The organism is Bradyrhizobium sp. CCBAU 11430 (assembly GCF_028128855.1).
Lineage (GTDB): Bacteria > Pseudomonadota > Alphaproteobacteria > Rhizobiales > Xanthobacteraceae > Bradyrhizobium > Bradyrhizobium ottawaense.
Window position 1 is genome coordinate 489,982 of sequence record NZ_LBJV01000003.1, and the last position, 14,570, is coordinate 504,551.

Sequence of the window (14,570 nt, forward strand, 5' to 3'; positions counted from 1 at the left end):
GCGATCGATAAGGGGAACTGCCGTCACATGCTGAAATCGATCGATCCGATCCTGACGCCCGACCTGCTCTGGCTGCTGGCCTCCATGGGCCACGGCGACGATCTCGTGGTCGTCGACGCCAACCACCCGGCCACGCACATCGCCCGCAGCACCTCGTCGCAGCGCCTGATCCAGCTGCCGGGCATGACGATGGAGACGGCCGTCCGAGCCATCATGACGCTCTATCCGCTCGACGATTTCGATCCCGACCCGGTGCGCGTGATGGCGCCGGTCGACGATCCCGACCGCGTGCCCGACGTGCAGCGCGCCGTGCTGGCCGAGATCGAGCGTGCGGTCGGACGCGCCGTTGCTCCCGGCAAGCTCTCGCGTCCGGATTTTTACCGCGCGGCGGCGGCGGGGTTTGGTGTCGTGCAGGTGGGGGACAGCAGGGGTTACGGCTGCTTCCTGATCAGGAAGGGCGTGATCGGCTAGCCGGATTGGCGCATCAGCTCCGACGGCCAGCCAACCCGGACGAGAAGGCCGTCGGGGCCGTTGATGCCGACTTCATACATGCCCCATTCGCGGTGGCGCAGCACGCCGCCGGGCCGGATGATGAGATCGTCCACGCGCGCGGCAATGGCCTCGACCTCGGGCGTGCGAATGAAAATGCCAAAGGGATTGTGCTCCGGCACGCGCCACGGGCCATCGCCGGCTTGCGTGAGATGCACCTCGCATCCCCAGCCGCTCATGATGACATAGCCGGCATCGCCGCCGATGCGCGCAAAGCCGAGCCGTTCCCAGAACGGAATTGCGGCGGGAAGATCGTTGCTGGGAACGATCGCAAAGGCGCCGACGCGCGGGCTCTCAGGCATTCGGTCACTCCGGCACATGCAAGCGGTCCGCGCCGCGTTCACGCTGCGCGTTGCGAGCTTATCGAGAGCGGCCGCTCGGCAGAAGCGGCGAAACGTCCCGCACTCGAATTTGAATGGCGCGGCGGGAACTGACTGTCTATGGTTTCTCCATGTCCCGCTTTGTGTGTCTATTCGTTGCCATCATCCTATCGCTGCTGCCGACTGTGGCGTCCGCTGAGCCCGTTCAAAAGCGTCCCAAGCCCGTCTGGAAGGGCTACGGCTTCCTGCCGGGCTATCGTCAGCCGCTGAGCAACAGCATTCCGCTCTACAAGCAAAAGGAAGCGATGCGCCGAATGTCGCGCGCCGACCGGCGCCATTGGTACATCGACCCGGTGCCGCAATATTACCGCTGGGACGGCGAGTGGCACTATTTCGGCCGCCCCGGCTTCAACGGCGGCCGCTACAATGGCGGCAGTTTTGGTCCGTGCTGGACGCGCACGCCGATTGGGGCGGTGTGGAATTGCGGGTGACCAGCTGATCGCGTCGTCGCTGCGCTCGCAATGACGATGCGGAGAAAGTGTGCGCGCCTTCTCGCTTACTCGTGCCCCGGACGCAGCGCAGCGCTTCTTCAGCGGTGCGCTGCTGAGCCGGGGCCCATGTGGCAGCGGAGAGCATAGCCTCTGGGTCCCGGCTCTGCGCTGCAACGCTGGCGCGTTGCAGCTTGTCCGGGACACGATGCTCCCCCTTACGAGAAGAACGCGATCTTCTCGGCCTGGGTCATGCGGCGGATCGGGGCGAGGGGATCGTTGGCCGGCGCGCGGGGCTTTTGCAGGATGCCGCTGGCGAGGATGGTAGCGCCGAGCGAGGTCTCGGGCAAGGAAGCAGACAAGGGCGTGGGCGTGGGCAGCGACGTTGTCGGCGCTGCGGCGAAATTCGCCGTCGCGGCCATGGCCGGGGCCTGCTGCTCCATCACCTCGGCGGCGGCCTCCGCAATGGCGTCGGTGAGGCGCGCGAGCGAATCCATTGCGATCGGCGCGTGGGCGGCGGGCTCCTCCGCCACCGCTGCGACGACCGGCTCTTCCGCGATCGGTTCGGAAAGCTCCGCGGCATCGGGCGCTGCGGCCTCCGCCACCATCAACTCCGCAATGGCCGCTTCCATCTCGACCGGCGCGATGATCTCGTCGAAATCAGGATCGGGCGCGGCCATCTCGAGCGCGATGGCCTCGAGCACGGCGTCGTCCTCGGCTTGCGCGGCTGCATCGAGCGCGAACGCGTCAGCGACTTCCGCGAAGCCGACGGGTTCAGGGGCCGGCTCTTCGAACGAGACGGCTTCGTGCGCGACGTCTTCAGGCGCGGCTTGGTCGAGCGCGGTGCTCTCGACAGCCATCTGGCTCTCGGCCGCAATCGCCGGCGTAACAGCCGCGTCCATTGCCTGTTCCGCCTCGGCGAACCCTTCGGTGGCGACGGTCGCGTCAGCGGCTGCTTCGGGCTCGGCAGCCTCGGCGAGATCCTGCGGTGGCTCCGTAAAGGCCACGGGTGCTTCGCTCGCCATCGCAGCGGGCGCGGTCTCGGCAGGCGGAGCTTCGGCGGCGAATGACGGCGCCTCCTGCACCGGAGCGGACGCGGGAGCCGCCGCCTGCGGCGTTGCGTCGCCGTCGGTCTGCTCGACCCGATCCCTGAGCAGATCGAATGCGGCTTTGAGCTCGACGCGGGGGTCGATGGTCGAAATCTGTCCGCAGGCGGCTTCGATCGAGGCGAGCTGCGAATCAATGAGGTCGCAGATTCGCCCGTCGGCACCGATCTCGCGCCAGCGCCAGGAGATCTCCTTGATGATGCGCACGCCGCGCGGAATCGCGGCGAGGCTCGTCTCGATCGCGGCGGGATCGAAGGCGGCGATGGCGATCGTCTCGGCCTCGCGGATCGCGCGGCGAATCTCGATCAGGGCTTCGGGCAGGCGGTCCTCGACGACGGGTTGCCGCTGTGCCGCAAGGGTTTCTTCGATTTTCGCGACCGCGTCGAGCACCATGCTCGTGTCGGCGTTGCGGTTGCGCTTGGCGTATTCGCCGAGGAACCAGCGGCCGCGCGCCGTCTCCATGAAGGCTTCGCGGATCGCGTCGTAATCCTGCTCGTTCGGCTCGGCCGCGCGGGCAGACATGGGCGAAAGGGCGAATGCTTCGTTGGCCATTGCGATCTCGTCGCGCAAATCACCGCGCGTTACAGTAACGATCACCACGATATCGACCGAATCGCAATTGGTTTGATGGCACCCGAATCACAAATCCCCACGCCAGCATCGGCGAAACGGCGATTCGCCGTCAGCCTCGCCCTGTTCTATTCGGCCGTCTTCGCGGTCTCGGGCACGCATCTGCCGTTCTTTCCGGTGTGGCTGAAGGCGATCGGCATCGACGCGGCCTGGATAGGCCTCATCAATGCGCTGCCGGCGATCACGCGCTTCACCACGCTGCCGCAAGTGACGTCCTTCGCCGAAAAGCGACATGCCATTCGCGCCGGCATGATGGTGTCGGTGCTGGCGACCGCGATCGGTTTTACGGCGGTCGGCCTGCAGCAGCAGCCGCTGGCGCTGTTCCTGATCTACGCGCTGACCTGCATGATGTGGACGCCGACGATGCCGCTGACCGATGCCTATGCGTTGCGCGGCGTCGCTCGTTACGGGCTCGATTACGGACCCTTGCGGCTGTGGGGCTCGGCGGCCTTCGCCGCCGGCTCGCTCGCCTGCGGCTATCTCGTAGACCACATCGCCGCGCGCGACCTGATCTGGGTCATCGTCGCATGGGCCGTCGTTGCGGTCGCCGCCGGCCTGCTGCTTCAGCCGCTGGACGATGTCAGGCGCAAAACCACGGAGAGGCATGCCGGCAAGGCGCTGCTGCGCGATGCCGGCTTCTGGGCCGTCATCGTCTCGGCCGCGCTGATTCAGGGCAGCCACGTCGCGTACTACACCTTCTCCGCCATCAACTGGCAGCTCCATGGGATCAGTGGGCTGACGATCGCGGGCCTGTGGACGTTGGGCGTGATCGCGGAGATCGTGGTGTTCGCGCTGTCGCCGCGCTTCTCGCTGCATCCGTCCACCATGATCGCGATCGGGGGTCTCAGCGCCGTGCTGCGCTGGATCGTCACTGCCAATGAGCCGCCGCTCGCGCTGTTGGCGATCGTCCAGCTCGGCCACGGCCTCAGCTTCGGCATGACCATCGTCGGCACGATGAATCTCCTGGTGCAGCGCGTGCCCTCGCATCAGATCGCGCGGGGGCAGGGCTATTACGCCGCGTGCAACGGACTGCTCGGCGCCGCGACCTCGATCGCGTCAGGTGCGATCTACGCCCGCATCGGCGATGGATTGTATTACGTGATGGCTGCGATGGCGGCGGCCGGCGCGCTTCTGATCTGGTCGGCGCGGCACCGGCTCAAGCCTCAGCCCCAGAGCGAAACGTCCGGCGGATAGACGAGGCTGTCATCGTAACGCAGGCCGTGATCGCGGTCGCGCGCCAGCAGCAAGGGGCCGTCGAGATCGACGAAGCGCGCCTGTGGCGTCACCAGCATCGCGGGGGCCATCGACAGCGAGGTTGCGACCATGCAGCCGATCATGATCTCGAAGCCGAGCGCCTGCGCGGCGTCCGCCATCGCGAGGGCCTCGGTGAGGCCGCCGGTCTTGTCGAGCTTGATGTTCACGGCGTCGTAGCGGTCGCGCAAGGGGACCAGCGAGGAGCGGTCATGCACGCTCTCGTCGGCGCAGACCGCGAGCGGGCGCTTGATCCGTGCCAGCGCCTCGTCCCGGCCGGCCGGCAGCGGCTGCTCCACCAGGGTGACGCCGGCGGCATCGCAGGCGGCGAGATTGTGCGCCAGATTGGCCTCGGTCCAGGCCTCGTTGGCATCGACGATCAGCTCGGATTCGGGAGCCGCCTTGCGCACCGCGGCGATCCGCTCGGGATCGCCGTCGCCGCCGAGCTTGATCTTGAGCAGCGGCCGGTGCGCCGCCTTGGCGGTGGCGGCCGCCATGGCCTCGGGGGTCCCTAACGAGATCGTGTACGCCGTGGTGCGCTCGCCCGGCACCGGGCGGTCGAGCAGGTTCCAGGCCCGCAGGCCCCCCGCCTTGGCCTCCAGGTCGATCAGGGCGCAGTCCAGGGCATTGCGGGCCGCACCGGGCGCCATGGCGGCCTGCAGGGCTTGCCGCGTCAGCCCGTCCGCGACGGCCTGCTGCATGGCCTGGATGGCCGCCAGCGTCGCCTCGGGCGTCTCGCCATAGCGGGGATAGGGCACGCACTCGCCGCGGCCGGTCAGCCCGTCCCGGGTTACCTCCGCTACGATAGTCACGGCCTCAGTCTTGGCGCCCCGGCTGATGGTAAAGCTGCCCGCGATCGGGAAGCGCTCGATTCGCGCCGCCAGGGCAGCAAATTTCATGGAAGTCATTTTGAACTCTGGCGAAATCTGAACCTGCTAGTTACCTCTAGCAACTAACATTAACCACTTGGGGATACCTTCTCTGGGTAAGGGCGCGTGCGCAACTATCTGATTTTCTCCGCCCCGGCACGGGAGCGGACATCTTGAATAGCGATCCGAAGCTGGAACGGATTGCCAAGGGCAACGCGCTGGCACTCTGCGCCACCGGGACGTGGACGGCCAGCTTCGCGCCGGTCCTGGAGCGGATGGTGGCCGACGCCGAGAAGCTCGCCGGCGGCCAGCAAAGCATCTTCATCGACGTCTCCGAAGTCGCCAAGCTCGACACGTTCGGCGCCTGGCTGATCGAGCGGCTGCGCCGCAGCCTGACCCAAGGCGCCGTCGAGGCGCAGATCGCGGGTCTCTCGGCCAATTATTCCAGCCTCGTGGACGAGGTGCGGCGGGTCAGGGCGACGGCCGTGGTCGACGGCGGCACCGTGACCATCACCGGCATGCTGGAGCAGATCGGCCGGGCCGTGGCCGGCGTGGGCGGCACGGTCGCGGGTCTCGTCGACATGCTCGGCGCCGTGCTCGCGGCAGGATTTCGCGTCCTGATCCATCCGCGCTCGTTTCGCCTGACCTCGACCGTGCATCACATGGAGCAGGTCTGCTGGCGCGCGGTGCCGATCATCGTGCTGATCACCTTCCTGATCGGCTGCATCATCGCCCAACAGGGCATCTTTCATTTCCGCCGCTTCGGCGCCGACATCTTCGTGGTCGACATGCTGGGCGTGCTGGTGCTGCGCGAGATCGGCGTGCTGCTGGTCGCGATCATGGTCGCGGGCCGCTCGGGCAGCGCCTACACCGCCGAACTCGGCTCGATGAAGATGCGCGAGGAGATCGACGCGTTGCGCACCATGGGCTTCGACCCGATCGAGGTGCTGGTGCTGCCGCGCATGATGGCGCTGGTGCTGGCGTTGCCGATCCTGGCCTTCCTCGGCGCGATGGCCGCGCTCTATGGCGGCGGTCTCGTCGCCTGGCTCTATGGCGGGGTCGAGCCCGAGGCCTTCCTGCTTCGTTTGCGCGACGCCATCTCGATCGACCATTTCATCGTCGGCATCGTCAAGGCGCCGGTCATGGCGGCCGTGATCGGCATCGTCGCCTGTGTCGAGGGCCTCGCCGTGCAGGGCAGCGCGGAATCGCTGGGCCAGCACACCACGGCCTCGGTGGTGAAGGGCATCTTCTTCGTCATCGTCATGGATGGCGTGTTCGCCATCTTCTTCGCCTCGATCGGGATGTGACGATGGCTCCCGAGATCCAAAATCCGATCATCCGCGTGCGCGACATCACCGTGCAGTTCGGCTCCACGCGCGTGCTCGACGGCCTCAACCTCGACGTCAGGCGCGGCGAGATCTTGGGCTTCGTCGGCCCTTCCGGTGCGGGCAAGTCGGTGCTGACGCGCACCATCATCGGTCTCGTGCCGAAGGTCGCGGGCTCCATCGAGGTGTTCGGCGTCGACCTGGATTCCTCCAACACGTCGCAGCGCCGCAACGTGGAGCGGCGCTGGGGCGTCTTGTTTCAGCAGGGGGCGCTGTTCTCCTCGCTGACCGTGCGGCAGAACATCCAGTTTCCGATGCGCGAATATCTTCGGGTCTCGCAGCGGCTGATGGACGAGATCACCATGGCCAAGCTCACCATGGTCGGCCTCAGGCCCGAGGTTGCCGAGCGCTTCCCGTCCGAGCTCTCCGGCGGCATGATCAAGCGCGTCGCGCTGGCGCGCGCGTTGTCGCTCGATCCGGACCTCGTCTTCCTGGACGAGCCGACCTCGGGCCTCGATCCGATCGGCGCTGGCGACTTCGACGAGCTGGTCAGGACGCTCCAGCGCACTTTGGGGCTCACCGTTTTCATGGTAACCCACGACCTCGACAGCCTTTACACAGCGTGTGACCGCATCGCCGTTTTAGGGAACGGTAAGATCATAGCGGCAGGGTCGATCGCCGACATGCAGGCCTCGCAGCATCCCTGGCTGAGGCAATACTTCCATGGCAAGCGCGCCCGCGCGGTCATGGGTTGAGTGGCGGGGTTGAGTAGCTGTGATGAGTAGCCGGAGCACCTGATGGAAACGCGGGCAAACTACGTCTTGATCGGGTCGTTTACGCTGGCGGTGATCGCCGCGGCGATCGGCTTCGTGCTCTGGTTCCAGTCGCTGCACACCACCAAGCAGCGCAGCCCCCTGCGCGTCGTGTTCGAGGGCCCGGCGGCGGGCCTGCGCAACGGGGGTAGCGTCAACTTCAACGGTATCCGGGTGGGCGAGGTGGTCTCGGTGAAGCTCGACAACCCGCGGCGGGTTGTCGCACTCGCCATGATCGAGAACAACGCCCCGATCCGCAAGGACACCCTGGTCGGCCTCGAATTCCAGGGCCTCACCGGCGTCGCCGCCATCTCGCTGAAGGGCGGAGACGAGGCCGCGGCGCCGCCGCCGCTCGACCAGGACGGCATCCCGACGCTGACGGCCGACCCCAACAAGCTCCAGGACGTCACCGAGGCGATCCGCGGCACGCTGCAGAACATCAACAAGATCGTCGCCGACAATCAGGAATCGGTGAAGAACTCGCTGAAGAATCTGGAGACCTTCACCAACTCGCTCGCGCGCAATTCCGAGAAGATCGACGGCGTCATGGCCAAGGTCGACGGCGTCATGCTCAAGGCCGACAACCTCATGCTCGGCCTCAACACGCTCGCCGGCGGCAAGGACGGCGGCGAGCTGTTCCAGGCGGTGAAGTCGATCCGCGAGCTGGCCGACGATTTCGACAAGCGCTCCGGCGCGTTGATGAGCGACGGCCGCCGCACCCTCGGCGACATCAGCCGCGCCGTGAACAATTTCGACCGCAACCCCACCCGCGTGCTGTTCGGCGCCAGCAACAGCAGCGCCCCACCGCCTCCGCCGCCCGAGCCGCCGAGGCCGGCCGCGCCGGAGCGCAGGCGGTAGCAGCGCGTCGTCCACGGACCTCTCCACTCGTCATTGCGAGCCAACGGGTTCGCGTAGCGCGGACCGATGACAGGCTCCGCGAAGCAATCCGGACTGTCTCTGCGGGACGATCTGGATTGCTTCGTCGCTTCGCTCCTCGCAACGACGATTGGCGTGTCCGCCCCGTTATCGATTCCGTCATCCCTCAATAAGGGTGACGGGTTAGACCTCTCTTCGCAATGACAGGGCCGATACGAAAGTATGGGGGTCTGGCCGAGCCAAGGTAGGGGGAGGGGCTGGCCGTCATTGTCCGCTATATCGCGCTCAAGTCGCGCTCACGAAAAAGCGCGTCGACTTCACACACAGGGGAGGAGAGCGCGTGGTACGCCTGTTGCTGTTGTTGCCGTTCATCGGCCTGATGATCGTGCCGTTCTACAATATCGGGGAGCCGCATCTGTTCGGCTTTCCCTTCTTCTACTGGTATCAGCTCGCCTGGGTGCCGCTGACCTCGCTCCTCACCTACATCGTTTACAGGAGCGCGCGCCGTGCTGACTAATGTCGATAGCGCGGCATTCGCCGTATTCCTCGCACTGTTCGTCCTCGTCACCGGCATGGGCTTCGTCGCCTCGCGCTGGCGCAAGCCGGAGACGCTCGCCCATCTCGACGAGTGGGGCCTCGGCGGCCGCAAGTTCGGGACCTGGATCACCTGGTTCCTGGTCGGCGGCGACTTCTACACCGCCTACACCGTGATCGCCGTTCCCGCGCTGGTCTACGCGGTCGGCGCCTACGGCTTCTTCGCGCTTCCCTACACCATCATCGTCTATCCCTTCGTGTTCGCGGTGATGCCGGTGCTGTGGAAGGTCGCCAAGGAGCGCGGCTACGTCACAGCCGGCGACGTGGTGCGCGGCGCCTACGGATCGCGTGGGCTCGAGCTTGCCGTTGCCGCCACCGGCGTGCTGGCGACGATGCCCTACATCGCGCTCCAGCTCATCGGCATGGAGGTGGCGATCAAGGCGCTGGGCCTGCACGGCGAAGTGCCGCTCGTTCTCGCCTTCCTGGTGCTGGCGCTCTACACCTATTCGTCGGGCCTGCGCGCGCCGGCGCTGATCGCCTTCGTCAAGGATATCATGATCTACATCGTGGTGATCGCCGCGATCGCGATCGTGCCGTCCAAGCTCGGCGGCTACGGTGCGATCTTCACCGCGGCGGATGCGGCCTTCGCCAAGAAGGGTTCGGGCGGCATCCTGCTGTCGCCGGCGCAGATCGTGCCCTATGCCTCGCTGGCGCTGGGCTCGGCGCTCGCCGCCTTCATGTACCCGCACACGCTGACCGGCATCTTCGCGTCGTCCGGCGGCAACACGATCCGCAAGAATGCGATGTTGTTGCCGGCCTACACGCTGCTGCTCGGCCTGCTCGCGGTGCTGGGCTACATGGGCCATGCTGCGGGCCTCAAGCTCGCCAGCAACAACGACGTCGTGCCCGAGCTGTTCAAGATGCTGTTCCCGAGCTGGTTCGCGGGCTTTGCCTTCGCCGCGATTGCGATCGGCGCACTGGTGCCGGCCGCGGTCATGAGCATCGGCGCGGCCAATCTGTTCACCCGCAACTTCTGGAAGGTGTGGGTCGATCCGAAGGTGACGCCGGCAGGTGAGGCGAAGGTCGCCAAGATCACCTCCATGCTGGTGAAGGTCGGCGCGCTGCTCGCCATCCTCCTGATGCCGACGCAGTTCGCGCTCGACCTGCAGCTGCTCGGAGGCCTCTGGATCCTGCAGACGCTGCCGGCGCTGGTGTTCGGTCTCTATCTGAACTGGTTCTCGAGCACGGCGCTGCTGGCCGGCTGGGCGGCCGGCCTTGCAGGCGGATCCTGGCTGGCATGGTCGGACGGCTTGAAGCCGCTGCACAGCATTGACCTCGGTGCTGGCCCGGTTGCGATCTACACCGGTCTGCTGGCGCTCGCGCTCAACATCGTGGTGGCCGTCGCGGTCAATTTGGTGCTCAAGCGCACGCCGCAGGAGCGGCTCTCCCGCGAGGCGGCCTGAGGTGACCTGCGAGCGGCGGCCGGCGATCCTCCGGCCGCCGCTCTCGCCGGAATGAATAGTCTTTCATGCGATTGAAAACGTTTTAGTATCTGCCCTTGCTCCGACCCCGCTCGTCGCGGGCGGATCTGACGGTCTCGGGTGAGGATGTCTTGCAGGCGTGGTTCGTTCTTGCGGTCGCTGCCGGCTATGTGACCACGCTGTTCCTGGTGGCCTGGTGGGGCGACCGGCGGAGCGCCGGTGGGCCGCTGGTCTTGCCAAACTCCTGGACGGCCGCGATCAGCTATTGTCTGACGCTTGCGGTCTATAACACCTCGTGGAGCTTTTACGGATCGGTCGGGCGTGCCGCCACCAGCGGGCTGGACTTCGCCACGATCTATATCGGCCCGACGCTGGTGCTGCTGTTCGGCCAGAGGCTCCTGTCCAAGGTGATCGCGATCGCCAAGGCGCAGAACGTCACCTCGATCTCGGACTTCATCGCCGCGCGCTACGGCAAGAGCCAGGTGCTGGCGGCCTTCGTGACGCTCGCATCGGTGCTTGGCGTGCTTCCCTATATCGCGCTCCAGCTCAAGGCCGTCGGCAAGAGCTTCGACTATCTGATCCTCCAGCCTGAGCGCGCAGGCGGCGAGGCCCTGCGGTTCTGGCAGGATTCGGCGTTCGGCGTGGCGGCGTCGATGGCGTTGTTTGCGATCGTGTTCGGCGTCCGGCACGTCCATGCCAGCGAGCATCATCGCGGCCTGATGCTCGCGATCGCCTTTGAGAGCGTCGTCAAGCTGCTCGCCTTCCTGATCGTCGCGCTGTTCGTGCTGTTCGGACTATCGGGCGGGCCGGCCGCACTGCTGTCGCAATTTCAATCCGAGCCGCAACTGGCGGGGATTCTGAGCTTCGATCCGACGCAGCCGGTGTGGCCAGCGACGATCATCATCTCAGGCATCGCCTTTCTGTGCCTGCCGCAGGCGTTTCATGTCGCCGTCGTCGAGAACGAGAGCCCGAGCCACACGCGCACCGCAGCGTGGCTTTATCCGGCCTATCTCGCGCTGTTCAGCCTGCTGATCCTGCCGATCGCTGCGACCGGGCTGACCCGGTTCGGCGCAATGATGGACCCCGACACCTACGTCATCTCGCTGCCGATCGCTGCGGATGCGAGCACCGTCAGCCTGATCGCCTTCCTCGGCGGGCTGTCGGCCGCAACCGGCATGGTGATCATGACATCCGTCGCGCTCAGCACCATGCTCTGCAACGACGTCATCATGCCGCTGCTGCTGCGCTCGCGCGTCTTCGGCCTGCGCGCGCGGAGCCGGCCGATGACCTCGGTCCTGGTCGCGGTGCGCCGGTTCTCGATCCTCGGCATCCTGCTGCTCGCCTATCTGATGCATCGTCTGGTCAACCAGTCCTATCCGCTCACCGTGATCGGTCTGCTGTCGTTCGTCGCGGTCGCGCAATTCGGCCCGGCATTCGTCGGAGGGCTGTTCTGGCCGCGGGCCAACAAGGCCGGCGCCTCGCTCGGGATCGCGGCGGGTTTCTGCATCTGGGCCTATACGCTGCTGCTGCCCTCGGCCGCGCCGCTCTGGCCTGGGATCGCGGAGATCGTTCGCAACGGCCCCTGGCAACTCGGCTGGCTCAAGCCGAACGCGCTGTTCGGTCTCGAAGGTATCGATCCGATCTCGCACGCCACGCTCTGGAGTCTCGGTGCCAATCTCGTCTGCTTCCTAGTGTTTTCGGCGTTCGGACGGCAATCGACCGTCGAGCGCAACCAGGCTGCCGCGTTCGCCGACGGTGTTGTTCGCGAAACGATCCCGAAGCTGTCCTCGCGCGTGCTGGTCCGTCTCGACGATCTCCGGGCGCTGGCGCTGCGTTTTGTCGGCGCCGAGCGCGGTGCGGCGTCCTTTGACGGCTATCTTGCCGCTCGTGTCTCCGGCACCGGGCCGCGCCTCGATCCGTCGGGGCTCGTCGATCTCGACTCGATCCGGTTCACCGAAAACCTGCTCGCCGGCGCGATCGGTGCGGCATCCGCGCGGGTGGTGATCGCGGCGTCGCTCGAAGGGCACTCGCTGTCGCGGCGGGAGGCGATGGCGATGCTCGACGAAGCCTCGGAGGCACTGCGTTTCAACCGCAGCCTCTTGCAGAGCACGCTCGAGAGCGTGCCGCAGGGCATTTGCGCGTTCGACGCCGATTTCAACATCACGGCCTGGAACGGCCGTTTCATCGCGCTCTTGGACCTGCCGCCGGATTTCGTGCGCGTGGGGCTTCCGCTGGCGGAGCTGATCGCCTTCAACGTCGAGCGGGGGGAGTATGCCGCCTCCGAATTCGCAGCGCTCCTGGTCAACCGTGACGTCGCCACGCAGATCTGGCCCTATCTCTACGAGCGCAAGCGGCCGGACGGCACGGTGCTCGAAATCGTCTATGACCGCACCGCCGAGGGCGGCTATGTCTCGACCTATACCGACGTGACCGAGCGCCACCGGGCCGCCGAAGCCCTGCGACGCGCCAATGAGGGGCTCGAGCTGCGCGTCCGCGAGCGGACCGAGGCGCTCGAACAGGCCAAGGCAGAGGCCGAGCAGGCCAATCTCGGCAAGACCCGTTTCCTGGCCGCGGCCAGCCACGATCTGCTGCAGCCGCTGAACGCGGCCCGTCTGTTCCTGTCAGCGCTCGACGAGAGCCTGAGTGTTTCGTCGCGCACGGCTGACGCCGACAAGGAGCGCGCCCTGGCGAGCAGCGCGGTCACGGCGCTGCGCTCCACCGAGCATGTGCTCGACAGGCTGCTCGACATCTCCTCCTACGATGCCGGTGCCGTTCGCGCCGAGGTCCTCGACTTCCCGATTGCCGACCTCTTCGTGCAGTTGAACGTCGAGTTCTCGGCGATGGCACGGGAACGCGGGCTCGTCCTTCGCGTCGTCGATTGCGGCCTCGCCGTGCGCAGCGATCCGCATCTGTTGCGCCGGATCTTGCAGAACCTGCTGTCCAATGCGCTTCGCTACACGCCGAGGGGGCGCATCCTGCTCGGCTGCCGGAGGCGGGGCAGCGCGCTGCGCATCGAGATCTGGGACACCGGTGTCGGGATCGCGGCGGAGGACCAGAAGCGCATCTTCGAGGAGTTCCAGCGCCTCGCGCCCGGATCGGAGAAGGGATTGGGCCTCGGGCTCGCCATCGTCGATCGCGTGTCGCGGCTGCTGGGCCATGCGGTCGATGTCCGTTCGCGTCCGGGACATGGCTCGTGCTTTGCCGTCACGGTGCCGCTTGCGCGCGGACCGGGCCAGCCGCTTCAGCGCGGTCCGGCAATTGCCGCGCCGGTGGCGGCGGAGCGGCCTCTGACGATCCTGTGCCTGGACAATGACGCGACCATCCTCGACGGCCTCACGGCGCTGCTCGGTGATTGGGGACATCGCGTGCTGGTCGCACCAGACGCCGCCGGGGCGATGGAAGCGGCGGCGGCCGACGTGCCGGACGTCGTGCTGCTCGATTACCATCTCGATGGCGGCCGCAGCGGCTTGGACTTTCTCGACGAACTCAGGCAGAAGGCGGGCCGCGAGGTTCGCGCCCTGGTCGTCACCGGTGATCGCAGCGAAGCGGTCCGCAAGGAGGCGAGGGCGCGCGGCTGCGAGATCCTGTCAAAGCCGGTCAAGCCGGCGGCGCTGCGGCGCTTCCTCGGCAGCGAAGCCTTGAGCCGGCAGCTCGGGACGAAACAGAGGACTTCCTGACGATGCGCATCCTGATCGGCGATGATCATCCGCTGGTGCAGGCCGCCTTGCGCAGCGCGCTGTCGGCCGTGCTGCCCGATCTCGACGTCATTGCCTGCCAGTCACTGGACGAGGCGATCGGCGTGCTGACGGCCCAGTCGGGTGAGATCGACCTGATCCTCTGGGATCTGACCATGCCGGGCATCCAGGGATTTGCCGCGCTGTTCATCCTGTCGGCGCAATTCCCGACTGTGCCGGTGGCGATCATCTCGGCCCGGCAGGACGCCACCACGATCCGCCGCGCCATCGCCTATGGCGCCTCAGGCTACATCCCGAAATCGCTCGGCCTGCCCGAGATGGCCGAGGCGATCACCAGGATTCTCACCGGCGAGATCTGGATGCCGCCCAATGTCGGCGGCCGCGGCTCGATCCAGAGCGCCGATGTCGAACTCGCCGCGCGCATGGCCTCGCTGTCGGCGCAGCAGCTGCGCATTCTCGCGATGATCGTGGAGGGCAAGCTCAACAAGCAGATCGCGGGCGAGCTCGACATCGCCGAGCAGACCGTGAAGGGCCACGTCTCGACGATCCTGCGCAAGCTCGGTGTCGGCTCGCGCACCCAGGCCGCCGTCCTCGCCGAGCGGCTGTCGTTCGGCCAGCCCAACGCGACCTGAGC

13 protein-coding genes are annotated in these 14,570 nt (G+C 66.7%); 10 read left to right on the forward strand and 3 right to left on the reverse strand.

Annotation, left to right across the window (positions count from 1 at the left end; translation table 11 throughout):
- Positions 1-27 precede the first annotated feature (27 nt).
- Positions 28-471, forward strand: a complete 444-nt coding sequence (locus XI04_RS02275) for an RbsD/FucU family protein (RefSeq protein ID WP_028143304.1) — start codon at positions 28-30, stop codon at positions 469-471.
- Here the strand turns inward: XI04_RS02275 and XI04_RS02280 are convergent.
- The gene (locus XI04_RS02280; RefSeq protein WP_028143303.1) at positions 468-851 is read right to left on the reverse strand and encodes a glyoxalase; all 384 of its coding nucleotides are present in this window, start codon (positions 849-851) and stop codon (positions 468-470) included. The two genes, XI04_RS02275 and XI04_RS02280, sit on opposite strands and share 4 nt — an antisense overlap.
- Positions 852-1,000: 149 nt before the next feature.
- On the opposite strand from XI04_RS02280, the gene XI04_RS02285 reads away from it, so the two are divergent.
- Positions 1,001-1,360: a hypothetical protein gene (locus XI04_RS02285; protein ID WP_038971722.1), complete on the forward strand. Its 360-nt coding sequence runs from the start codon at positions 1,001-1,003 to the stop codon at positions 1,358-1,360.
- A gap of 215 nt (positions 1,361-1,575) precedes the next feature.
- Here the strand turns inward: XI04_RS02285 and XI04_RS02290 are convergent, their stop codons facing one another.
- Positions 1,576-3,015, reverse strand: coding sequence for a hypothetical protein (locus XI04_RS02290; RefSeq protein ID WP_271608771.1), 1,440 nt, complete (start codon positions 3,013-3,015; stop codon positions 1,576-1,578).
- A gap of 75 nt (positions 3,016-3,090) precedes the next feature.
- On the opposite strand from XI04_RS02290, the gene XI04_RS02295 reads away from it, so the two are divergent.
- Positions 3,091-4,287, forward strand: coding sequence for an MFS transporter (locus tag XI04_RS02295; protein ID WP_028143300.1), 1,197 nt, complete (start codon positions 3,091-3,093; stop codon positions 4,285-4,287).
- Here XI04_RS02295 and dgcA read toward each other — a convergent pair.
- Complete coding sequence (gene dgcA, locus XI04_RS02300; protein ID WP_212428656.1) at positions 4,257-5,252, reverse strand: N-acetyl-D-Glu racemase DgcA; 996 nt, start codon at positions 5,250-5,252, stop codon at positions 4,257-4,259. The two genes, XI04_RS02295 and dgcA, sit on opposite strands and share 31 nt — an antisense overlap.
- A gap of 134 nt (positions 5,253-5,386) precedes the next feature.
- Here dgcA and XI04_RS02305 point away from each other — a divergent pair, with 134 nt between their 5' ends.
- From XI04_RS02305 to XI04_RS02335, 7 genes are all read left to right on the forward strand, one after another.
- Positions 5,387-6,520 carry an MlaE family ABC transporter permease gene (locus tag XI04_RS02305; RefSeq protein WP_028143298.1) on the forward strand — a complete coding sequence of 378 codons (1,134 nt, stop codon included), beginning with the start codon at positions 5,387-5,389 and terminating at the stop codon, positions 6,518-6,520.
- A 2-nt stretch (positions 6,521-6,522) separates the two neighbouring features.
- Complete coding sequence (locus XI04_RS02310; RefSeq protein ID WP_212477431.1) at positions 6,523-7,293, forward strand: ABC transporter ATP-binding protein; 771 nt, start codon at positions 6,523-6,525, stop codon at positions 7,291-7,293.
- Positions 7,294-7,335: 42 nt separating this feature from the next.
- Positions 7,336-8,208, forward strand: coding sequence for an MlaD family protein (locus XI04_RS02315; RefSeq protein WP_028143296.1), 873 nt, complete (start codon positions 7,336-7,338; stop codon positions 8,206-8,208).
- A gap of 358 nt (positions 8,209-8,566) precedes the next feature.
- The gene (locus XI04_RS02320) at positions 8,567-8,743 is read left to right on the forward strand and encodes a DUF3311 domain-containing protein (protein ID WP_028143295.1); all 177 of its coding nucleotides are present in this window, start codon (positions 8,567-8,569) and stop codon (positions 8,741-8,743) included.
- On the forward strand, positions 8,733-10,223 hold the full coding sequence (gene mctP / locus XI04_RS02325) for a monocarboxylate uptake permease MctP (RefSeq protein ID WP_271611387.1): 1,491 nt from the start codon (positions 8,733-8,735) through the stop codon (positions 10,221-10,223). The genes XI04_RS02320 and mctP overlap by 11 nt, the downstream gene beginning before the upstream one ends.
- A 149-nt stretch (positions 10,224-10,372) precedes the next feature.
- Entirely contained in the window at positions 10,373-13,918 is a 3,546-nt protein-coding gene (locus XI04_RS02330) for a hybrid sensor histidine kinase/response regulator (protein WP_271608769.1), read from the forward strand.
- Positions 13,915-14,568, forward strand: coding sequence for a response regulator (locus XI04_RS02335; RefSeq protein WP_212477461.1), 654 nt, complete (start codon positions 13,915-13,917; stop codon positions 14,566-14,568). The genes XI04_RS02330 and XI04_RS02335 overlap by 4 nt, the downstream gene beginning before the upstream one ends.
- Positions 14,569-14,570: the final 2 nt, after the last annotated feature.